29 protein-coding genes, 1 tRNA gene and 1 pseudogene are annotated in these 19,822 nt (G+C 66.0%); 11 read left to right on the top strand and 20 right to left on the bottom strand.

The genetic code is table 11. The annotated features are described in order from the left end of the window. Nucleotides 1-87 precede the first annotated feature (87 nt). Nucleotides 88-264: pseudogene (locus AC1DQK_RS07850) on the bottom strand (DNA translocase FtsK); the annotation flags it as partial. 64 nt (nucleotides 265-328) lie between these two features. Between AC1DQK_RS07850 and AC1DQK_RS07845 the strand changes: the two are divergent. Then, on the top strand, nucleotides 329-982 hold the full coding sequence (locus AC1DQK_RS07845) for a hypothetical protein (protein ID WP_477869083.1): 654 nt from the start codon (nucleotides 329-331) through the stop codon (nucleotides 980-982). A 17-nt stretch (nucleotides 983-999) separates the two neighbouring features. On the opposite strand, the gene AC1DQK_RS07840 is transcribed toward AC1DQK_RS07845, so the two are convergent. The 10 genes from AC1DQK_RS07840 to AC1DQK_RS07795 form a co-directional block, all read right to left on the bottom strand. Then, nucleotides 1,000-2,226, bottom strand: a complete 1,227-nt coding sequence (locus AC1DQK_RS07840) for a CHC2 zinc finger domain-containing protein (RefSeq protein WP_477869081.1) — start codon at nucleotides 2,224-2,226, stop codon at nucleotides 1,000-1,002. Next, nucleotides 2,223-2,669, bottom strand: coding sequence for a hypothetical protein (locus AC1DQK_RS07835; RefSeq protein ID WP_477869079.1), 447 nt, complete (start codon nucleotides 2,667-2,669; stop codon nucleotides 2,223-2,225). Before AC1DQK_RS07835 ends, AC1DQK_RS07840 begins: the two co-directional genes overlap by 4 nt. Further along, entirely contained in the window at nucleotides 2,666-3,946 is a 1,281-nt protein-coding gene (locus tag AC1DQK_RS07830; protein ID WP_477869077.1) for a DNA methyltransferase, read from the bottom strand. Before AC1DQK_RS07830 ends, AC1DQK_RS07835 begins: the two co-directional genes overlap by 4 nt. Then, entirely contained in the window at nucleotides 3,943-4,275 is a 333-nt protein-coding gene (locus AC1DQK_RS07825) for a hypothetical protein (protein ID WP_477869075.1), read from the bottom strand. Before AC1DQK_RS07825 ends, AC1DQK_RS07830 begins: the two co-directional genes overlap by 4 nt. After that, entirely contained in the window at nucleotides 4,272-5,156 is an 885-nt protein-coding gene (locus AC1DQK_RS07820) for a phage Gp37/Gp68 family protein (RefSeq protein WP_477869073.1), read from the bottom strand. The genes AC1DQK_RS07825 and AC1DQK_RS07820 overlap by 4 nt, the downstream gene beginning before the upstream one ends. Beyond that, nucleotides 5,156-5,323, bottom strand: a complete 168-nt coding sequence (locus AC1DQK_RS07815; RefSeq protein WP_477869071.1) for a hypothetical protein — start codon at nucleotides 5,321-5,323, stop codon at nucleotides 5,156-5,158. Before AC1DQK_RS07815 ends, AC1DQK_RS07820 begins: the two co-directional genes overlap by 1 nt. Continuing rightward, nucleotides 5,320-5,886 carry a hypothetical protein gene (locus AC1DQK_RS07810; RefSeq protein WP_477869069.1) on the bottom strand — a complete coding sequence of 189 codons (567 nt, stop codon included), beginning with the start codon at nucleotides 5,884-5,886 and terminating at the stop codon, nucleotides 5,320-5,322. The genes AC1DQK_RS07815 and AC1DQK_RS07810 overlap by 4 nt, the downstream gene beginning before the upstream one ends. After that, entirely contained in the window at nucleotides 5,883-6,494 is a 612-nt protein-coding gene (locus tag AC1DQK_RS07805) for a hypothetical protein (protein ID WP_477869067.1), read from the bottom strand. The genes AC1DQK_RS07810 and AC1DQK_RS07805 overlap by 4 nt, the downstream gene beginning before the upstream one ends. 367 nt (nucleotides 6,495-6,861) lie before the next feature. After that, nucleotides 6,862-7,362: a hypothetical protein gene (locus AC1DQK_RS07800; RefSeq protein ID WP_477869065.1), complete on the bottom strand. Its 501-nt coding sequence runs from the start codon at nucleotides 7,360-7,362 to the stop codon at nucleotides 6,862-6,864. After that, nucleotides 7,355-7,627 carry a hypothetical protein gene (locus tag AC1DQK_RS07795; protein WP_477869063.1) on the bottom strand — a complete coding sequence of 91 codons (273 nt, stop codon included), beginning with the start codon at nucleotides 7,625-7,627 and terminating at the stop codon, nucleotides 7,355-7,357. Before AC1DQK_RS07795 ends, AC1DQK_RS07800 begins: the two co-directional genes overlap by 8 nt. A gap of 89 nt (nucleotides 7,628-7,716) precedes the next feature. Between AC1DQK_RS07795 and AC1DQK_RS07790 the strand changes: the two genes are divergently transcribed. Next, on the top strand, nucleotides 7,717-8,169 hold the full coding sequence (locus AC1DQK_RS07790) for a hypothetical protein (RefSeq protein WP_477869061.1): 453 nt from the start codon (nucleotides 7,717-7,719) through the stop codon (nucleotides 8,167-8,169). 83 nt (nucleotides 8,170-8,252) lie between these two features. Here AC1DQK_RS07790 and AC1DQK_RS07785 read toward each other — a convergent pair whose 3' ends face one another. Continuing rightward, nucleotides 8,253-8,741 carry a carph-isopro domain-containing protein gene (locus AC1DQK_RS07785; RefSeq protein WP_477869059.1) on the bottom strand — a complete coding sequence of 163 codons (489 nt, stop codon included), beginning with the start codon at nucleotides 8,739-8,741 and terminating at the stop codon, nucleotides 8,253-8,255. Between AC1DQK_RS07785 and AC1DQK_RS07780 the strand changes: the two genes are divergently transcribed. Then, on the top strand, nucleotides 8,731-9,432 hold the full coding sequence (locus AC1DQK_RS07780; RefSeq protein ID WP_477869057.1) for a LexA family transcriptional regulator: 702 nt from the start codon (nucleotides 8,731-8,733) through the stop codon (nucleotides 9,430-9,432). The two genes, AC1DQK_RS07785 and AC1DQK_RS07780, sit on opposite strands and share 11 nt — an antisense overlap. Here AC1DQK_RS07780 and AC1DQK_RS07775 read toward each other — a convergent pair. Continuing rightward, nucleotides 9,429-9,770, bottom strand: a complete 342-nt coding sequence (locus AC1DQK_RS07775; protein WP_477869055.1) for a hypothetical protein — start codon at nucleotides 9,768-9,770, stop codon at nucleotides 9,429-9,431. The two genes, AC1DQK_RS07780 and AC1DQK_RS07775, sit on opposite strands and share 4 nt — an antisense overlap. Nucleotides 9,771-9,877: 107 nt before the next feature. Here AC1DQK_RS07775 and AC1DQK_RS07770 point away from each other — a divergent pair, with 107 nt between their 5' ends. The 6 genes from AC1DQK_RS07770 to AC1DQK_RS07745 all read left to right on the top strand — a co-directional run bounded on the left by AC1DQK_RS07770 (nucleotide 9,878) and on the right by AC1DQK_RS07745 (nucleotide 13,511). Next, nucleotides 9,878-10,264 carry a hypothetical protein gene (locus tag AC1DQK_RS07770; RefSeq protein WP_477869053.1) on the top strand — a complete coding sequence of 129 codons (387 nt, stop codon included), beginning with the start codon at nucleotides 9,878-9,880 and terminating at the stop codon, nucleotides 10,262-10,264. 163 nt (nucleotides 10,265-10,427) lie between these two features. Further along, nucleotides 10,428-10,871: a hypothetical protein gene (locus tag AC1DQK_RS07765; RefSeq protein WP_477869051.1), complete on the top strand. Its 444-nt coding sequence runs from the start codon at nucleotides 10,428-10,430 to the stop codon at nucleotides 10,869-10,871. After that, nucleotides 10,868-11,110, top strand: coding sequence for a hypothetical protein (locus tag AC1DQK_RS07760; RefSeq protein ID WP_477869049.1), 243 nt, complete (start codon nucleotides 10,868-10,870; stop codon nucleotides 11,108-11,110). The genes AC1DQK_RS07765 and AC1DQK_RS07760 overlap by 4 nt, the downstream gene beginning before the upstream one ends. Then, the gene (locus tag AC1DQK_RS07755) at nucleotides 11,107-11,418 is read left to right on the top strand and encodes a hypothetical protein (RefSeq protein WP_477869047.1); all 312 of its coding nucleotides are present in this window, start codon (nucleotides 11,107-11,109) and stop codon (nucleotides 11,416-11,418) included. The genes AC1DQK_RS07760 and AC1DQK_RS07755 overlap by 4 nt, the downstream gene beginning before the upstream one ends. 5 nt (nucleotides 11,419-11,423) lie before the next feature. Further along, nucleotides 11,424-11,762, top strand: a complete 339-nt coding sequence (locus AC1DQK_RS07750; protein ID WP_477869045.1) for a hypothetical protein — start codon at nucleotides 11,424-11,426, stop codon at nucleotides 11,760-11,762. A 117-nt stretch (nucleotides 11,763-11,879) separates the two neighbouring features. Beyond that, complete coding sequence (locus tag AC1DQK_RS07745; protein WP_477869280.1) at nucleotides 11,880-13,511, top strand: recombinase family protein; 1,632 nt, start codon at nucleotides 11,880-11,882, stop codon at nucleotides 13,509-13,511. Here the strand turns inward: AC1DQK_RS07745 and AC1DQK_RS07740 are convergent. Continuing rightward, nucleotides 13,468-13,544 (bottom strand) — tRNA-Met (locus AC1DQK_RS07740). The genes AC1DQK_RS07745 and AC1DQK_RS07740 overlap by 44 nt on opposite strands. A gap of 125 nt (nucleotides 13,545-13,669) precedes the next feature. Here AC1DQK_RS07740 and AC1DQK_RS07735 point away from each other — a divergent pair. Both AC1DQK_RS07735 and AC1DQK_RS07730 read left to right on the top strand, forming a co-directional pair. Next, nucleotides 13,670-14,902, top strand: a complete 1,233-nt coding sequence (locus AC1DQK_RS07735; protein WP_477869043.1) for an NAD(P)/FAD-dependent oxidoreductase — start codon at nucleotides 13,670-13,672, stop codon at nucleotides 14,900-14,902. 73 nt (nucleotides 14,903-14,975) lie between these two features. Further along, entirely contained in the window at nucleotides 14,976-15,383 is a 408-nt protein-coding gene (locus AC1DQK_RS07730; protein ID WP_477869041.1) for a DUF3775 domain-containing protein, read from the top strand. 33 nt (nucleotides 15,384-15,416) lie between these two features. On the opposite strand, the gene AC1DQK_RS07725 is transcribed toward AC1DQK_RS07730, so the two are convergent. The 6 genes from AC1DQK_RS07725 to AC1DQK_RS07700 all read right to left on the bottom strand — a co-directional run bounded on the left by AC1DQK_RS07725 (nucleotide 15,417) and on the right by AC1DQK_RS07700 (nucleotide 19,714). Continuing rightward, entirely contained in the window at nucleotides 15,417-15,896 is a 480-nt protein-coding gene (locus tag AC1DQK_RS07725) for a 2'-5' RNA ligase family protein (protein WP_477869039.1), read from the bottom strand. A 105-nt stretch (nucleotides 15,897-16,001) separates the two neighbouring features. Further along, the gene (locus tag AC1DQK_RS07720; RefSeq protein WP_477869037.1) at nucleotides 16,002-16,238 is read right to left on the bottom strand and encodes a hypothetical protein; all 237 of its coding nucleotides are present in this window, start codon (nucleotides 16,236-16,238) and stop codon (nucleotides 16,002-16,004) included. Nucleotides 16,239-16,300: 62 nt separating this feature from the next. Next, on the bottom strand, nucleotides 16,301-18,160 hold the full coding sequence (locus AC1DQK_RS07715; RefSeq protein WP_477869278.1) for a potassium transporter Kup: 1,860 nt from the start codon (nucleotides 18,158-18,160) through the stop codon (nucleotides 16,301-16,303). Nucleotides 18,161-18,414: 254 nt separating this feature from the next. Then, complete coding sequence (locus tag AC1DQK_RS07710; protein WP_477869035.1) at nucleotides 18,415-18,687, bottom strand: hypothetical protein; 273 nt, start codon at nucleotides 18,685-18,687, stop codon at nucleotides 18,415-18,417. A 53-nt stretch (nucleotides 18,688-18,740) separates the two neighbouring features. Continuing rightward, nucleotides 18,741-19,367 (bottom strand): tetratricopeptide repeat protein, encoded by a 627-nt coding sequence (locus AC1DQK_RS07705; RefSeq protein ID WP_477869033.1) that lies wholly within the window; start codon nucleotides 19,365-19,367, stop codon nucleotides 18,741-18,743. Next, the gene (locus AC1DQK_RS07700) at nucleotides 19,367-19,714 is read right to left on the bottom strand and encodes a cytochrome c-type biogenesis protein (protein WP_477869276.1); all 348 of its coding nucleotides are present in this window, start codon (nucleotides 19,712-19,714) and stop codon (nucleotides 19,367-19,369) included. The genes AC1DQK_RS07705 and AC1DQK_RS07700 overlap by 1 nt, the downstream gene beginning before the upstream one ends. Nucleotides 19,715-19,822: the final 108 nt, after the last annotated feature.

Here is a 19,822-nt window from a genome sequence, read left to right as displayed (position 1 = left end):
CTCGAGCTCGACGAGCTGGGCCATCGAATCGTCGGTGACATCCTCGGGATCGTCGAGCAGTCGAACCCGAGCGGAGAAGGCGGTGCCGAGCAACTCGCGCCGGCCGAGATGATCCGGCGCCGAAAGGACGCCCTCGGCCTCCATCCGCTCGATCAGTCGCGCCGCCTCGTTATAGCCGATCCGCATCTGGCGCTGCAGGTAGGACGTGCTCGCCTTGCCGCTGCCAATGACGATATCCACCGCCTCGCCATAGCGCGCCAGCTCCCCCGGCGCGGACGATGAAGGGCGGTCATAATGCCCTTCCTTGCTGTCCCACGGGTTATCCCCCATGAACGCCTCCACCAGCAGCGGGGGCGCGGTGATGGACAAAGATTCTATGATCGAGGGCTGCGTCGGAGCGGCGACGGCATCGTGCATCATGGTGGGCGCATTCGCCGCGGTAAAGTTGGAGGTGGCAGCCGATGACATCGTTAACGCCCTCGGCTCGTTGGCCGGCATCGGTCTCGGCGTCATGGGTGCGGTGTGGAGCGCTCTTTACGTCGAGCGCCGCAAGGTCGAACGCGCGGCGGCGCGTGATCGCTCGGAAGTCCTTAGAAATTCCCAGGTTGCAGCTGCGTCGCTCCTCCAAGCAGCTGAGGCCTTCGAGCGGGGGACGGATTTCGACAGCCGCAAAGCTGCGCTTATGCAGGCTCACGTACATTACCGGATATTTCGCTTCCAAGCGCTGGCCGCCACGCAATCGCCAGGCGAGTTCAGCTATTCCGAACGCGGCCTGATGGAGAGCCTCATCGCTGACTCGATCGAGAACGAAAAACGCTTCACAGAGGCCCTCAACTCGTACCTTGAGAAGAAAATCCAGGCGGCCGGCACCCCTTCCGTCGGCTACGCTGAGAAAATCTTGTGGGCTGGCGGCCAGTTCATCCGCATCTATGCTTCCCGGCTCGAAGCCCTGGCACAGCGTCTCGGCGAAAAACGGCCTTAGAGAGTTACGTCCCACCATCACACCGCCCTCGCCAGATCATTGAAATCCATCCCCATCGGCGGGCGAACCGCCGTCACCGGCATCGCCCCCGCCGCGCGCCAGTGCTGCACGGCCGCCGCCGCGCAGATCTCGGCCCGCTCCGCCTGGCTGATATCGGCCCGCGCCACCCGCTCGCCCCGGCCGCGCTGCACCAGCTGGTTGCGCAGCGGCTTCATGTCGGCATCGACCAGCAGGATGACCTCGCCCGCCCGCTCGATCACGAACGGCGCGCGCTCCAGCTCGGCCTCGATCCGCCACAGTCGCCACGCCGATCCGTCGCGGCACGACATGCGTTTGATCCCGCCCTGCAAATTCTCCAGGCTCAGTGCCGCCGCCACCCGGCACGATCGCTCCATGCCCTGCGCATAGCTCCAGCAGGTCTCGATCCCCTCGCCCACCACGAGCGGACGGCCCGCGCCCTCATAAGGCAACCCCGACAGCCACACCGCGCGCGCTGCGACCGGCCCGTACATCTTGCGCGTGCCGCGCTCGCGCCCGTCGCGCATCGCCGGAAAATCGGCCTTCTGCCGCCCATCGCGGGACAGATAGGTGACATGCACCGCCCGCACATGGCCCTCGCCATCACTCACCGGCGCGATCATCGCCGGGGCGCGCAGCCAGAACAGCCGCGGATCTTCATCCACGCCCCAGGCCGATGCCGGCGCCGACGCCATGAACCGCAGCCGATCGACCCCGTCGCCCCGGCCGAACGCGCCGAGATCGAGCCCGCGCGCTTCCAGCCAATGCTCGGCGATCGTCCCGCGCGCAGGAATCGAATTGCGCCACAACCAGCGCCCCGCCGTGGCACTGTCGACCACCTCCCGATCCGTCCCGCCCCTCCGAGCATCCTGAGCAGAGGCTGAGCCTGTCGAAGCTGGCGTCGAAGGACCCGGCCCAAGATCCACCCCACCATCGCGCGCCAACAGCTCCACCGCCTCGACGAAGCCCAACCCCTGCGTCGCCATCACGAAGTCGATCACACCGCCATGCGCGCCGCAGCCAAAGCAGTGATAGAAGCCATGCTCGGGCGAGACCGAGAAGCTCGGCGATTTCTCGCTATGGAACGGACATAGGCCCGAAAACCGCCGCCCCGCCTTGCGCAGCTTCACCACCCGGCCGACCACGCCTTCCAGCGGCACGCGCTGCCGGATTTCCTCGATCTGCCGCGGGTCGATTCGACCGCCGCCATGCGCCGGCCCGCTCATCCGAACATGTCCATCTGCGGCCCGGCCATGAAAGGCTCGGGATCATTGGCAGGCCGCGTCAGCGGCGCATCGATCCACTTCGGCCGCGCGGGCGCAACCGATACCTCGACGGAGGGCGCCCGGCCGAGCTGCGCCTCGATTCCCGCCCGCACCTCGGCCATGATCGGCCCGGTGTTGAACATGATCCTGTAGGTCGGATGCATATAGGGCTGCAGCCGCGCCAGGCGCTCCTCCAGCCCCGCGATCCGCGCATCATCGGCGGACAGCACCGCAGGCGGCGGAGAAGCCGCAAGCCGCCGCCGCAGGTCCGCCACGATATCCTCGAGACACGCCGCCCGCAGCAGCTGGCTCGCCGATGCGCCGGGATCATCCTGCAGCAGCTCGGCGCGCGCCGCCCAGCGCTCAGCCATCTGCTCGGTCCAGCGGCGGCAATCCGGCGTCATGCCGCGCTTCCAAACAAAGGGCCGGCATCGGAGTTATCGATTGGCCGAGGCGCAACGCGCGCCTCCACGAGCTCCTCGAAGGCGGAGCCGAGACGCACCGCGATGTCGCGGCAATGCGCCTCTTCCTGTTCGATCATCAGCGATTGCATGCCTTCAGCGCGCGCTGCCGCGGCGGTAGTACCCGTGCCGGCGAAAGGATCGAGAACCAATCCGCCCGGGGGGCAGACCATGCGAACATACCAGCGCATGAGCTCGATCGGCTTCACCGTTGGATGGCTGCGGATGTCCGGCTCTCCATCCTTGTTTTTGCAGTCGCAGCCGGTTTTACCGAGAGTATGGATGCCGCAGATCCTGCATTCGAATACGCGCTCGCCCTCGGTGGCCTTGGACGAATAGAAGAAGCGGGCTGCTGTACCGCTGTCGCCCTGAAAGGTTTTTGCGTCGGGGTCGATAGTGCCGCCGAAGCCCCGGTTATAAACGACGCGACCCGATTCGACATCGGAGCGGCGTTTGACAACGGGCGCCAGTGCGCCGCGCTCGCCGAAGGCTGCGAATGCTTCCAGAACCTCGACTGATCCATCGTGGCAGATGTTGGCGGGCCAGCGCCCGCCTGCCTGTTGCTCGTATGATCCAGGCACATTCGCGCCGCCGTAAACGCCGGAACCCGAGGAGCCCAAAGCAACGTTCCTCGTGGCCGTAATCGCCTCATCGGTTGGCACCCGGCACGCATCAATATTGAGCGCCCCAGTGCCGAACAGCCGCATATTGTCCGGAATACTGCCGATGATCGGCTTGCGCGCCAGCACCACCGGCTCGATGGCGGGCTTTAGCGCGGTGCCCCAGCCTTCCCATTCGCCGTGGAGATTATGCGATTTCGGAAAGCCCGTGCCGTACAGCCACGGCACCATGTCGCGGATCTCGAAACCGGCATCCTCGATCGCGCAGACCATGCGGTGATAGGTGCGCGTGGCGGAGAACGCGATCAGGTGGGCGCCGGGCTTCATCACCGCGTACACGGCGCGCCAGGTCTCGGCCCGGAACGCGACGTCGCCGCCGTCCCACTGCTGTCCCATAAAGCCCGAGCTGGCTCGCGCATAGGCACCCGTTTTGCCAGACTGGATGGGCGCGGCGTCCGAAGCGCCAAGCCGGCTGACGATCGACGCGAGATGGTAAGGAGGATCAGTAACGACGGCGTCGACTCGCATGCCCTGCTCGAGCAGCTGCCTGAGCAATAGCGTGCAGTCCCCTTGGAGCATTTGGCAGGGCGCGATCGTCATGCCGAGCCCTCGCAATCGCTGACCCCAGCCCGCGTCGCCGCCCGCTTGCCGATGTCGATACCAGTCCGGAAGTTCTTCGCCGCCGCCTCGACCGTGCGCCGCTTGTCGCCTTCGGCCGCCGCACCGGCGACGATCAGCTTGCCGAACGTCATACCCGCGAACACCATCGCCGCCGTAATCAGCATCGACATTTCTTCGAGCGGATCTGGCGCATTCTTGATCATCGGCAGGGCAAACATTTCGAAGATCTGAGTGCGCTCGGCCAGAGCAGCATGGCGGGGATCGTCGCCCCGGATTTCCCGCAGGATGTGCTCCTCATCACCGCTCATGCCGGCACCCCGTCGTGCTGCACACCGTCGAGCAGTCGACCGGTGACCGCCTTCGTCCCTCGAAACATCGTGCCGGGCGGGGCAGACTTCAGTGGCGCGAACAAACCCCATTGCTTGAACAGGAACGGCACGCCGGCCGCCGCGCACTGATCGCGCAGGCTCCGCGCCCAGTCCGGGTCCATCGGCCGCGCGCCTTGGCCGCTCTCGCCGCCGACGATGATCCAGTCGAGCGGCGGCTTATATCCGGCGCCCACCAATGCCTGATGTTTCCACCAATGCTTAGGATATGGTGGGCACCATGGCGCTGCTGGAAGGCTGTCTGCCGTCATCCAATGCTTATGGATCGCGAACCATCGGTCCAACTCGACCGGCTCCAGCAGCGGCTCCATCGACAGGAACCGCTTCGCCGCTGGCACGGCCAGCAGCTTCGGAATGTCGCGATCGGCCTCAGCCTGGTTGACGATCGTCGCGCCAAGCCAGACGTTCGCCGGCATGCCCATGATGGGCGTACGGCAGGCGACATTGCCGATCCGCTTCGTCAGGATCAGCCAGTCGAGGTTCGGCGTGTCGAGGATCAGCCGCCACAGATCGTCCCGCCACTGCGGGACAACCTCATTGTCGAACACGTCGGCAAGGCTGGCGCAGAACACCCGCTGCCGGATGCCGGCCTTGGCGCAGGCGCGATCCCACTTCAGCGGCTGCGCCCAGGTGCTCGCGGCGGTACGCACGCGCGGCTGACCAGCGCCCCATTTCGCCTTGCCGCGGCGCACGTCCATCAGCGCCTCGGCATAGCAATGGTCGCAGCCTGGCCCCACCTTGGTGCAGCCGATCCACGGATTGAACGTGTGATGCGCCCACTCGATTTTCGTGGATTCGCCCATCAAATATTCTCCCGCACGGCGATAGCCACGACGCGCGAGCGCCCGTCGGCATAGATGAACCTCACCTCGTTGGAGCGCGGGCCGAGCGCCGCGCTGGCGATCTGGTCGCTGCCGGCGAGCACCTCCTTCAGCAGCTCCACCGTTTCCCGAAGATCCTGTTCGCTCATATCGCCCCCTTGCGATGGCGCGCCGCCCGGCGCAGACCGTCGCCATGGCTGGCGAACGATCCATCAAAGTTACCGTCAATGTCGAAGTCTCCGTCGCGGCCGACGCGCGCCGCGCGCCGCTCTATGTGATCGAGCACGCCGTCCGCCGCCGTTTCCACAGAGGTGACGTACCCGCAGGTGGTAAGCTGACCATCGGTGCCGAGGATCTGAAAGCGGGCCGCTGACACGGGATTATCCTGCGCCACCACCCATTCGGCGGTCCACCGCCGCGCAATACCGAGCGGCACGCCTAGGCTGTGCGCGATGTCGACGAGCAGACCCCGGCCGAGATGGTCCAGCCGCGCCTCGAACGCAGCCCTCCGATCCGCAAACGGAGCAACCGCCGCGGCGAAACAGGCACCACAGCGATGGACATGATCGCCGTCGATCAGGTCAAATTTCCACCCGGCCGGCAGAAAGCCCCAGCTGACCGTGTCGGTGCGCGGATTGCGCGCCTCGACCGCCTCGGCCTCAACCCCACAGCTGTCGCACTCGGCAATCGTCGGCGTGCCGAGGCGGATCACGCCGCACCCCCGACCAGGCCGGTACGCCGTCCGCCGCTGACGATCGTGATCACCCGGTAGGGCGGCCCCTCGACGGGCCGGTTGATGACCTTGTCGGCCTTGACGAGGCAGCTCAGCGCATAGGCGCCCTGCTGCGCCGTCTCGAGGCCGATCTCCCGCGCAAGTTCCGCGTTCGACGGGCACGGCGCACCCTCGGCGGCAAGCTCGCGCAGCACGTCATAGAGCCGCGCGACCTCGGCCTCGTAGCTGGCGACCGCCCGCGCGATCCGCCGCTGCGGCGCCGCCTCCTCGCGCCACGCCATCGACGTCCGCTGCGCCACATATTGCTTGGGGTCGGGCTTCCGGTCGCAGACCAGATGGACATAGCCCTCGCAGGCCAGGTCGCGCATCCGCCCCGGCCCTTTCGACCAGGCCGGAAGATGCCCGGTCGCATAGACGATCTGCTGCCCCGGCGCCGCCGCCTTCACCCATGCGGTCACCGCATCGGCCAGCATCGCCATCCCGTCGCCGCCGAGATGCGACTGCCCTTCGAGCGGGCCGATAACCCGCGCGCATGGCTCGTCATTCGCTGCCATGATCCCCACCCCCGTCAGCTGCATCGCCTGCATCACCGCCCTCCCGCTTTCCGCACGCCGGCCAGCGCCGCATGCAGACCATCCAGCCCAGCCGCGCACAGCGTCAGCGTGACGCCCGGCCCGATCACGCGCGTCAGGTCGCCGGGGCCGCGAGCAGCAGACCAAAGCGGTCCCGCCGGAACGCGACCGAGCGGTTCACCATGACAATCCGATTCCCGTTCATCCCGAGCGCAGTCGAGGAACGCGCCGTCATTCAGGGCGACGGCAGGCCTGGAGGGGGGGCAAACCCGCCCGCCGCCGCCCTGTCGCGCCACGGGGGCAGCGCGATACTGTTTCTTCAAAGCCATTCGCGCGGCGAACAGCCGGTCGATCCGTTGGAGAAGACTGCCCCCCAGCATCGTCAGCCCCCGCCCGCCACGACACGCTCAAGCATCGCGCGCAGATTCACACCCACGCCAATCAGCGCATTGGTTTCATCGATCATCTTGCCGGCGAGCACTTCCTCGGGCGTGACGCGGCCGTCGCCCAGCGCGTCGATCAGCCGCGTTGCCACGTCGTGGCTTTCGCGGATCAGCGCGGCGACGGCGGCATGGAAATCCTTGATCGTCTGCTCGGCGGTCGGCAGCGCGACGAACGTCCCGCCCGCCCGCTCGCACAGGTAACGCGTCACATGCGGATGTCCCGGCATGCCATGCGTCACGGCTTCGAGGTCGATCACCACATCGATCGGCACGAACTTGTCGGCATGCTCGATCGACGCGAACTCGGAATAGGCCTGGTGCCGCGTGTAGCGCGCGAACGCCGGGCAAGCCTCCTGCCCCCCAACGGCGCGCACCAGCGCCCGGCTCGCAACTTTCGCGCCCTGCTTCTCAGGCTGCAGCCCGTCGCGACGATCAGCCATTGGCCGCCGCTCCGGCAATTTCGCCGCCTTTGCCGCTGGTCAGGTCAGTCGTTTCGGCGCCATCCACAACGCCATGGACAACGGCATCATCACCATCGGCAGCGTCATAGTCGGCCACGGCCTGCCGGGTTTCGTGCGCCCAGTGGCCGCCAATACCGAAATAGATCCGCAGCTCTCGCTCCGCATAGGCGGACAGCCACAGGATCGCACCGAAGCCCAGTGCTCCGATGATCCCCGCGAAAGCAATGCCCCCCGCATAGTTCATGGCGTTGGAAACCCTCCGGGGGCACGGCTTGACACCGCGCCCCCATCGGTCACCCTGCGGTTGTCGAGACCTGCAGGAAGGGGGAATCTGTGGAAATATCGCCGCAATGGACGGCAGCCGTGATCGCTGCGCTGGGCCTCGGCGTGTCCGCCGGTACGTGGATGGAACGCCGCCGCGAAATGACGCGCAAGGCGCTGCCTATAATCCGCACCATCTGGACAAGCGGAGACGGCGGGGTTGCCGCGAGGATAACCATAGTGAACCGGCTCGACGAGGATCTCGTCGTTACCGAAGTGGCCGCCAAGGCCAAAATGGAGATCCGTACTTCCAGCTATGATACCGCGACGGGCGACGTCTTGCCGGGACCGGCTACCGTCGTCAGTTCGCCGCGCACCGTCCGATGGCTGATCCAACCGGGGAAGCTCTATCAGGAAACGATCTACATTGTGGGACCGTCCACGCCCCGATGGCTCCGGCTCACCATGTCCTCCAGCGCCGAAACGCTGCGCCGCAAGCGCCTGGTCTCGCGCGACAGCCAGTAGGTGTGCAGGAGCATGTTCGCCACCATGATGACGATCCACCACTCTAGTGACCACGGCATGGGCAATTCCTTTCTGGATGGCGTTCATGCCGCCTCCTCACGGGTCGAACTCGTCGAGGATTCGCTGCGCTCGCCGAAGCAGTCTGCTGACGCGCCGCAGCTGATCTTTGGTGCTACTACTTTCGAGCCCAGCTGGGTCGGCGCTGGCCCGGGTGCCGGACCGTCGGTGCGAGGGGGCATGTTCTGGAAAGGGGGCGGAGCGTCTTCGCGCGCAGGCCTACCCATCGGGAATACCAGATGCTCCGCCGTGATCGGCAACCCCAGCCGCTCTGCGGCATCGAGAACAGCCGGCTGCTTCGTCGCCGGTACACGACCTACGATCTTCCAGCTGCTAACCGTCGAAACGGCTTCCTTCAGCTCACTCGCCATCTTGCTGATGCCGCCGAACATGTCGAAGAGGTTAAGGTTTTCGCTCATGGGTGGCGGATGTACGAAAAGATCGTACAATATGTCAACGAATAAATCGTACTGCTCTTTTACGAGATTTTCGTAAGCTGTGTGGATGGAAACCATCCCGGCGCGTCTCAAGTCCCTGCGCAATCAATCCGGCCTGACCGTCCGGGACACAGCCGAGGCCCTCGGCATGCCGACCTCGACCTATGCCGCTTACGAGGACAAGGCTAAGTTCAAGAAGCCAGTGCTGCCGCTTGATCTGGCAAGAAAGATTGCGTCCGTCTTTGCCGAACGCGGCGTAAACAAGGCCGATATTTTGAGCTTGGCGGGATTAGGGGAAGACGAGGCAAACTCGGTTTCTCTCATGCCTCCTGCGACGGATCGGGTGATGGAGGAGCTTGGCCTGACCATCGTGCCCCAGCTCGAACTTGGCTATTCCATGGGCGGCGGCTCTGTGTTCGCCGACTACACTCAAACCGGCGTGGTGCCATTCCAACGGGAGTGGTTGCGTGGCATCATGCGCGGATCTGTCGCAGATCTCTTTGTTGCGCGGGGCGACGGCGACAGCATGCAGCCAACCATGCTCGATGGCGATATCGTACTGATCGATACGGCTCAAAAGGAAATTCGCCAACAGGATCGCATCTGGGCCGTCAGCTACGGCGAACTCGGGATGATCAAGCGCGTTCGACGAATCCCGGGCGGCACATATCAGCTGCTTTCCGACAACGCTTCAGTTCCACCAATCAACGCTGCCGACGATGAAATGTATGTCGTCGGCCGGGTCATCTGGATTGGCCGCAGGATCTAGCAACCCTCGCTTGCCAGCATCCAGGCAACCTGCCCATCCCGGTCCGCCCAGGTAACAGCATCGCCGTCGAATGCGAACCGGGCATACCCGACATACGCTCCATAGGAATTCTTACCGTTAGCTTCGCCGCACACCTTACGGTGCGAGCGAGTGTCAACTGCTACGCGGACGTTCCTGAACTGCGTCGCCTCCGGGTCTTTCATATTCTCCACCACAACCGCCTTCGCTCGCGCGATGAGCGCGCCGTTCGCCGAGGCGCTCTTTTTTGGTGGGGCCGCCTGCAGCGAGGCAGCGATAACGACCAGCGATAACAGCGTTGCTATAGGCATCTTCGTCATGGCTGCACCGTAACGAATGGGTCGCACAGGTTCAGTACGATATTCTCGTTGACATGTTGTACGATTAATTCGTACACGCTGCCCCGTCCACAACGACGGAGGCACCGATGCTCAGCTCATCTCTCTCGACACCCACCACTCGCAGCCGCCGCGCCAAGGCGCCCGCTGCCATGCCGGCCGAGCCGGCCGCGCACCTCAATTTCAGCTTCGACGACTGGTTCAAGGCCAACACCGAACTGCCGCGGCAGACGTCGGGCTGGACCCCGGCCGTTCGACTGCATGAGGACTATCTCGCCTTCTGCGCCGCGACCGAGGTTCCGCCCGCCTACCACCTGAACGCCGCGGGATTTTCGGAGCGGATGCGCAAGGCCTGCGGGCGCACCGCCGAAATGCGCAAGATCGACGATCGCCCGCCCTACAGCCCCATTGCGAAGATCAGCTACAAACTCTGCTGGCCGCGCTTCCTGCGCCCCGCGATCCGTGCCCCGCGATGACGACGCGCCAGCCGCTGCCCGCCAGCCGGATAGGCTGCGCCTTCGCGGCCTCGACCCTGCTGTGGATGGCGGGCGCAGCCGCGATCGCCCTCTGCTTCGGCCGGAACTGATCGACCGGCCTCAGCCGCCCGACTGGCTGATCGCTCCTTTCTGGAGATAAGCGATGACGACATCGAAGCCGCAAGAGCACATGTGGGATTGCTACGCCGCCGTGGCCCGCGCCATCCTCAAGGGCCGCGAAGACGGTTATCCGCGCATGGTCGAGGCCGGCAAACTGGCCCCGGCCGAGGCCGACCGCCGCATCGCCACGATGCGCGCCGCCGTCGAGATCTGGCAATCGGCCTGGGAATGCCGCCTCCCCGATCCGGCGGTCGTCGGCTCCTATGATCGCTGCGACATCATCGAGGAACTCGCCCGCGCGCGCCAGCTCACAGCCGCGCGCATCGCCACCGATCCGTCCAACCAGGCCGCCGCATGGCAGATCCGCTGCCTCGACGAGATGATCGCCTGGCACACCCGCTTCATCGACGGCCCGCACTTCTGCGTCCGCATCACCCTTCACCTACGCGCCGGCGGCTTGGCGCCCGATCAAAGGCAAGCCGCATGAGTGAGCAAGCCCAGTCCGCAGCCCTCGCGGCCGCCAGCGCCGCGACCGAAGCCGCCGGTGCGCTGATCACCTACGGTCGCGAGGGCGGAGCGATCGACTCCCCCCACCACCACGACATGCTCTATCCGTTGGTCGACGCCAGCCGCCTGGCTTTGGAGGCCTTCCGCGAAGCACGCGGCGAACTCGACAGTGACGATGGCCAGCTGCTCGCCGCCCTGATCCACTGGATCGAGGCATGACCATCCGTCCCGTCCACTGGCGTGAGGCCGAAGCCTTCTCCGCGCAGCGCCTCGATCGACGCCGCGCCTACGCCATCGGCCCTAGCGCGCGTCGAGAGGACGAAGTCGACGTGCTGCTCGAAGCGATCTCATGGACCAGTCATTGCACAGGCTGCTGTGAGCTGGGCGAATATGGCAGCGGTTCGGAGCATTACGAAAACGACCTCAACCATGGGTGCCTGATCGGCGCCGGCTGCAGGGAGTGCGGCTACACCGGCAAACGTCGCGACGCCATGTGGGTAGACGCCGAACTTGGGGCGAAGGCCTGAAGGCCATGGACCACGCCCCCGCCAAAACGCCGGCTGCGCAAAACAGCCCCCGGCCCGGCAACGGACGGGCATGCGCGGAATGCCTCGCGCCCTTTGATAGCATCCAGCCGGGCCAGCTTTTCTGCTGCCCGGAGCACCGCACCACCTTTCAGGACCGCCTGCGCATCCGTGGCCGGCAGCTCACTCCTCTCGAAATGGCCGACCGCGCCACCCGCGGTGGATCGCGCGGCGACAAGAAGACCGGCATCGCCGCCCGCCGCGCTGCACAGCGCCTGAAAGACCGCTGGACCCGCGAGGACAGCGCCGCCGGCCGCATGGCCAAGCATTACGACCTCGCCATATGAACGCTCCGCTCGATCCCGCATTGCTGGTGATCGTGAAGGCCCTTGCGCGTGACGCCGTCGCGCGGGACATTGCCGCCGCCCGAGCAGACTCGCGCTGCCCGGCTCAGGAAAGGCCCGATGCAAACCGTCATCTACGCCAGATACAGCAGTAATCTTCAGGATGCTCGCTCGATCGATGATCAGGTCCGCCTGTGCCGTGAGCGCGCACAGCGCGAGGGCTGGCCTGTCGTTGACGTGTTTATGGACTACGCGATCAGCGGCGCAGCCGGCTTTGGCGAGGCGCAACGGCCTGGGTTGAACGCCCTGCTTGCGCGCGTCGCTGCCGGCGGCGTTGATCAGGTCCTGTCCGAGGCGCTCGACCGCATCGCCCGCCATCAGGCCGACAGCGCGACTATCTTCGAGACGCTCAAGTTCAATGGGGCGCGGATCTTCACGCTCGCCGATGGCGAGGTGAGTGAGCTGCATATCGGCATGAAGGGCACGATGGACGCCCTCTTCCGAAAGGATCTCGCCGCCAAGATCCGGCGCGGCCAGTCCGGCCGGGTTGCTGCCGGCCGCATCCCCGGTGGCCTCTGCTACGGCTACCGCAAGGTGATCCGCCTGGACGCGAAGGGCAATCCGGAGCTGGGCTTGCGAGAAGTCGATCCCGAACAGGCCGAGATCGTCCGCCGCATCTTCCGCGAGTTCAACGCTGGCCTGTCGGCTGTCGCCATAGCCCGCCGTCTAAATGACGAAGGCATCCCGTCGCCTACCGATCGCGCTTGGCGCGTCTCGATGATCAACGGCGACAAAGTGCGCGGCAACGGCATCCTCCACAACGAGATCTATATCGGCCAGCTCGTCTACGGCCGCACGCAGATGGTGCGCGATCCGGTCACCCGTAAGCGCGTCCCCAAGGTCCAGCCGCGCGATCGGTGGCAGCGGCAATCCGTTCCCGAGCTGCGCATCGTCGATCAGGCGCAATGGGACAGCGCCCACGCACAGCGCGCTGCAACCGAGGGCTGGAGCTATACGAAGAAGCGCCGGCCGGCTCGGATGCTCTCCGGTCTATGCCGCTGCGGCGAGTGCGGCGGCAGTTTCATCGTCATCGGCGACGATCGCTGGGGCTGTGGCGAGCAGCGGTCGAGTGGTCGCTGCTCGATGGGGCGGTCGATCACGACGGTGCAGCTGGAGCGCCGCGTGCTGGAAGGTCTCAAATCTCGCCTGCTCGATCCCGAACTGGTCCGGATCTACGTGAAGGAATATCACGAGCAGCACGCGCGGCAGCGCGCCCAGGCCGCGAACGAAGCCGATCGCACCCGCCGCAAACTCCGTGACGCCCAGGGCAAGATCGAGCGCCTGGTCGACGCGATCAGCCGCGGCGCGGATGTCGAGGAAGTCGTCGTCGCGCTGCAAGCTGCCAAGGCCGACCGCCAGCGCCACGAAGCGATGCTCGCCGAAATCGACAGCCTGCCGGTGATCGCGCTGCATCCGAACATCGCCGACGACTATCGCGCCCGCATCGAGAAGCTGGACGAGGCCTTGACCGGCGGCGACGCCGCCCGCCTGGAAGCGGTGCCAGCCATTCGCGGCCTGATCGAAAGCGTGACCCTCATTCCACGCGAGGACGCGCGCGGCCTCGACATCGAACTAACCGGCCGCCTCGCTTCGATCATCGCGCTCGCGAGCGGAAAACCGGTGCAATCTGTCGATTGTATGTTTCCGGTGGTAGCGGAGGAGGGACTTGAACCCCCGACACGCGGATTATGATTCCGCTGCTCTAACCAGCTGAGCTACTCCGCCCCAAGGCGACCGCCGATGCGGTGGAGCGGGCCTATAGGCGGGGCGTTTGTCGCGGTCAACTGGACATTGGCGCTCCACCGGATAGACAGCGGCGGATCGAACGACTGACCAGGGGAGATTCGCAGTTGGCTCATTATGACGTGCTTATCGTAGGGGCTGGCCATGGCGGCGCGCAGGCAGCGGTCGCGCTCCGGCAGAACAAGTTCGAAGGCACGATTGCCGTGGTTGGCGACGAACCCGAACTCCCCTATGAGCGCCCCCCGCTGTCGAAGGAATATTTCTCCGGCGAGAAGACGTTCGATCGCATCCTGATCCGTCCCGCCGCCTTTTGGGCCGATCGCCACATCGATATGTTGCTCAGCCGCCGCGTCGCGTCGGTCGATCCCGCCGCGCATCTGGCAACTCTGACCGACGGCTCGACGATCGGCTATGGCAAGATGATCTGGGCGACCGGCGGAGCGCCGCGCAGGCTCGTCTGCTCGGGCCATGACCTGGCGGGCGTCCACGGCGTGCGCACGCGCGAGGATGTCGATCGCATGCTCGGCGAGATGGAGGGCACCACCAATGTCGTCGTCATCGGCGGCGGCTATATCGGACTGGAGGCGGCCGCGGTGCTCTCGAAGTTCGGCAAGAAGGTCGTCGTACTGGAGGCGCTCGACCGCGTCCTCGCCCGCGTCGCCGGCGAGCCCCTGTCGCGCTTCTACGAGGCGGAGCATCGCGCCCATGGCGTCGACGTCCAGCTCGATGCGAAGGTGGACTGCATCCTCGGCGGTGCCGGGAATCGCGTCACCGGCGTCCGGATGCATGACGGCTCGGTTCTGCCCGCCGACATGGTGATCGTCGGCATCGGCATCGTCCCGGCGGTCGAACCGCTGATCGCGGCGGGCGCGGCCGGCGGCAATGGCGTCGATGTCGACAGCTATTGCCGCACCAGCCTGCCCGATATCTACGCGATCGGCGATTGCGCCATGCACGCCAACGACTTTGCCGGCGGCGCCCGCCTCCGCCTCGAATCGGTGCAGAACGCCAATGACCAGGCGACCACCGCAGCCAAGGACATCCTGGGCATGGCCGAACCCTATCATGCGGTGCCATGGTTCTGGTCCAACCAATATGACCTGCGCCTGCAGACGGTGGGCCTTTCGGTCGGCTTCGACGAAGCGATCGTGCGCGGCGATCCTGGCACGCGCAGCTTCTCGGTGGTCTATCTCAAGGACGGCCGGGTGCTGGCGCTCGACTGCGTCAACGCCGTCAAGGACTATGTCCAGGGCAAGGCGCTGGTGGTTGGTGGACTTTCGCCGGACAAGGCCAGCCTCGCCAACCCCGAGGTCCCGCTCAAAGGCCTGCTGGCCGCCTGAAAGCGACGCGGAACCGCAGCACCGCGTCCACGTTTGGGTCCGGAACCCCGGCTGTTGGGGCGAGGATGATGCCATGGAATTGACGGTTTCACTGGAGACGATCTGCCGCTTGATCGCGCGCGCCCGCGAGCTGGAAACGCAGGTGCCCGCGACCGAGAATGACGATGAGGACGAGCCAGCCGATACCGACGACCCCCTCGCCGCGCTCGATGACGACTCCAATGAGGCCGCCGAGGACGAGGTCCGCACCCTGCTCGAGGATCTTTCCGACGACGAGGGGGCGGAGGTGCTGGCGCTCGCCATGGTCGGGCGCGGCACGTTCGACGCGAGCGAATGGGACGAAGCGATCGAAGCCGCCAGCGAAGAAGATGCCGATTCGATCATCGATCAGCTGCTCGATATGCCGATGCTCGCCGGTTATCTCGATGCCGGGCTGGCCGCGTTCGACCTGAGCTGCGACGGGCTCGGGCAGATCGACTGAGCTGCACCCGGACAGTCCCGGCGCAAAGCTCGATCAGCCGCGAAATCGCCACTCGGCGATCGGCTCCCAGGGGCCGCCGCGATACCAACAGGCGGCCAGCCCGGTCAGCTTGATCGGGCGCGGCTCGAACTCCGCACGCAGCGCCTGGAGCAGTGCACGCGCCTCGCTGGGCGCCACCTTGTTCTGGACGGTGATATGCGGCCGCCAGGCGGCCTGGTCCTGCGGGGTCAGCTGGCCATGCATAGCCTCGGCGATACGCGCGCGGATCGCCGCCAGGCCGGGACTGTCGATGCCCAGCGCCACGCCCCGCCCGAGCGACAGCAGCCGCGTGACCCGCGCCGCGGGCGGCCTCGCCGCGCGAAGCTCCGAAGCGACGACGTGCTTCAGCGAGTCGAGCGAAGACGGCGGCAGGTGGTGGAACAGGATCAGGTGCGCCGGCACCTGGTTGCGCTCGGCGGGAAAATGCGCCCGGCGCAGCCCGTCGGCCCAGGCGAAATACTCGGGACCGATCACGGCGGTGACAATGATGGGGGCGTTGGCAGAACCAGGCATGCGGCTATGTATCACGCCTCTTCGAAGGGCGCCTGGAAATGCGGATGTCTGGCGCTCGGGCCCAGCTCAGGCGGCGCTGGCCATCTTGACGAAGCACATGCCCTCGCGGCCGTCCCAGCTCGCCGGCAGGCATTCGATGACCGAATCGGGTTTCTGCGCGAGCACCTGGAGGCGCGCTTCATCACGCCATATCGTGCGGGCATAGCCGGGGAACTCGCTCATGGCGCTCCACGCCTGGCCGGCGCCAGCCGCGAGCCGCACTGCGATGTCGTCGAGGGGGATGGTGTCGATCTTCTTGCTCATGATCCGCGCCTAGCAACGTGGCGGGCAGGCCGCTGTTGCAAAGATCACAGATTGTAAAATTCCTAGATTTCCACCTGGCTGCCCAGCTCGACCACGCGGTTGGTGGGCAGCTTGAAGAACTCCATCGCGCTCTCCGCGTTGCGCAGCATCCAGGCGAACAGCTTCTCGCGCCAGATCGCCATGCCGGGCCGCGCCGACGCCAGCAACGTCTGCCGCGCCAGGAAGAAGCTCGTATCCATCATCTTGAAGTCGGCACCGCAGCTCTTGGTGCGGGCGAGCACCGCCGGCACATCGGGGTCCTCCATGAAGCCGTAGTTGATCACCATCCGGTAGAAGCCCTGGCCGAGATCGGCGAACTCCATCCGCTGGGTGGAGACGACATAGGGGACGTCTGCGATCCTGACGGTGAGCAGGATGACCCGCTCGTGCAGCACCTTGTTGTGCTTGAGATTGTGGAGCAGCGCGTGCGGCACGCCCTGGGCCTGCGAGGTCATGAACACCGCCGTGCCCGGCACCCGCACCGCCGAGTTCACCGCCGACTGCACGAACACCTTGACCGGCATCGCCGCCTCGCGCAGCCGATCGATCATCAGCGCCCGGCCACGCGCCCAGGTCGTCAACATGGTGAAGGCGATGAAGCCGATCAGCAGCGGGAACCAGCCGCCGTCGGGCACCTTGGTCAGGTTGGCGCCGAAATAAGCGAGATCGACCAATCCGAATATCGCGATCAGCGGCGCCGCGAGCCACTTGTTCCATCCCCACAGGTGGATCAGCACCACGGCGATAAGGCACGTATCGATCGCCATCGCGCCGGTCACCGCGATTCCATAGGCCGCGGCGAGGTTCGACGAGGTGCGGAAGGAGATGACCAGCAGGATCACCATCACCATCAGGCCCCAGTTGATCGCCGGGATATAGATCTGGCCGATCGAGCCGGCGCTGGTGTGGGTGATTCGCAGGCGCGGGATGAAGCCGAGCTGGATCGCCTGCTGGGTGACCGAGAAGGCGCCCGAGATCACCGCCTGGCTGGCGATCACCGTGGCCATCGTCGCCAGGATCACCAGCGGCAGCCGGAACATCTCGGGGGCGAGCAGGAAGAAGGGATTGTGGATGGTGTGCAGCGCCGTCGCCATGTCCTGCGACAGGATCATCGCGCCCTGGCCGAGATAGTTGAGCATCAGCGCCGGCAGCACGAACACCAGCCAGGACAGTCCGATCGGCTTGCGCCCGAAATGCCCCATATCGGCATAGAGCGCCTCGGCGCCGGTGACCGCCAGCACCACCGAGCCCATCGCCAGGAACGCCATACGACCTTCCTGGAGGAAGAACTGGACGGCGTACCAGGGGTTCAGCGCGATCAGGACATGCGGATTGCCCAGGATATGCCACACGCCGAGCACGCCCAGCACGGTGAAATATACCAGCATGATCGGGCCGAACAGCAAGCCCACCTTGGCGGTGCCCCGCGCCTGGATCATGAACAGGCAGATCAGGATCCCAACAGCGAGCGGCGCCACCATCGGCGCAAATGCAGCCTCGACCGTGGTGAGGCCCTCGACCGCCGACAACACCGAGATCGCCGGGGTTATCATGCTGTCGCCGTAGAACAGCGCGGTGGCGAACACGCCGAGCAGGACGATGCCCTTGCTCCATCGCCGGCCTTCGGACTTGCGGTTGATCAGCGCGAGCAGCGCCAGGCTGCCGCCCTCGCCCTTGTTGTCGGCGCGCATGATGATCGCGACATATTTGAACGTCACCACCAGCATCATCGACCAGAAGATCAGGCTGAGCACGCCGAGGATGTGAAGCTGGTCGGGCGGCAGCGGGTGATGGCCCGCGAACGTCTCGCGAAACGCATAGAGCGGGCTGGTGCCGATATCGCCGAACACCACGCCGATGGCGCCCACCACCATGGCCCCCATGCTGCCATGGCCAGGGACGGCCGGCACCGGAGAGACAGGCGTCCCCTCTGCGTCGGCTGGCGTGCCGCTGGTCATGCGAGAGTGGACTTCATGTGTGAACAATGCCCATGTGGAGCGCCCTGGTTCCCCCCATCGGCGCATAGCGGCGGGCAACTAGCATTTGTTCCCCGGGGCCGCAACACAGGCCGGAAGAGACGCTGTTTCTCGGGGCGCAGGCGGCTCGCTCTGCGACGTTCGCCCCGCCGACCAGCCCCTCAGTTCGCCGGCGGCGCGGAACTGCTCTCCAGCTCGACGATGTCGACATCATAGCCGGTCCAGCCGCGATTCACGGCGGCATCGGCCGTAGCGCTCCGCTTCTTCTTCGCCTCGGCGAGCGACTTGCTGTGCCCCCAGAAGACTTCGGTCTTCCCATTGCCCAGCGTCGCGACGATCCGCCAATAATGGGTGAATTCGATCGCCGTGGGCCCGATCGTCTTGACGGTGCCGTCCGGCAGCCTCGCCGTCAGATATATCTTCTTCCTGGCCATAGCGGCATCCGGCTCCCGCCCTGCTTCTCCGCCCCCGGCGTCGCGGCTTACGCCTACTGCCCCATCTGCTTCATGCGCTCGATCTCGAGCAGCCGCTGTTCGAGTTCGGGCCGCCACGAAGCGTTGGCGGGGCTGCGGTCGAGCAATCCGCGCCAGACCGTCTCGGCCCTGTCGAGCTGGCCGGCCTGGGCATAGGCCAGGCCCATGAAGAAAGGCGGCCCCGGATGATCCGGCGCGATCGCCTCGGCGCGCTGGAAGGCGAGCTGGGCAGCCGGAGACATCATTCCGCCGCTGTGGATCACCAGCTCGTTGCCCAGCCCGACCCAGAGGTCCGCGCTCTGGGGCCGCTTCTCGAGGCCGTTCTTGATGATGGCGATGGCATAGAGGGTAAGGCCCTGGCTCTGCAGGCCATCGGCGCTGCGCAGCACGTCCGCGTCGCTGCCGATCTTGCTGAACATCTTCTGGCGTTCAACGGCGGCCTCGTTGTCGGGCGTCCTCACCTCGGCGGGCGCGGGTGTCGGCTTGCCAGAGAGGCCAGGACTGCCCTGCCATGCATAGCCTGCGACGGCGAGGAACAGCGCGGCCGCCACCAGCTCGATGCCGCCCTTGGGAAGCCGGCCGAAGCGCCACAGCAGCCCCGCGACGACCAGCGCCATGAACAGGAAAATCAGCCAGCCCATCAGCTTTTCCTCCGGCGCTTCAGCCGCCCGCTCACGATCCACAGGCCGAGGGCAAGAAATATGACCGGCAGCGCATAGAGCGGCCAGGTCAGCGAATCGAGCGGCGGCGTGTAGCTGACCCAGTCGCCATAGCGCTCGATCAGCCATGCGCGGATCGCCTCGGGCTTCTCGCCCGCTTCGATGCGGGTGCGGATCAGCGCGCGCATGTCGCCCGCCATCTCGGCCTCCGAATCGGCAATCGACTGGCCCTGGCAGACGAGGCAGCGGATCGTCTCCATCAGCGCCTTGGCCTTGGCCTCCTGCGCCCGATCCGGAAGCTGCTCGTTCGCATATTTGGCGGCCGGCATCAGCGAGTCGGCGAAGAGTGGAGAGGCGAGGATGAGCCCGATTCCCAATGCCAACGCCGTTCGTGTCGAGCGAAGTCGAGACACGTATCGCGACGCGACGTCCCTCGA

It is taken from the genome of Rhizorhabdus sp. P4_G5, assembly GCF_056401065.1.
This window is presented reverse-complemented; position numbering and strand designations above follow the sequence as displayed.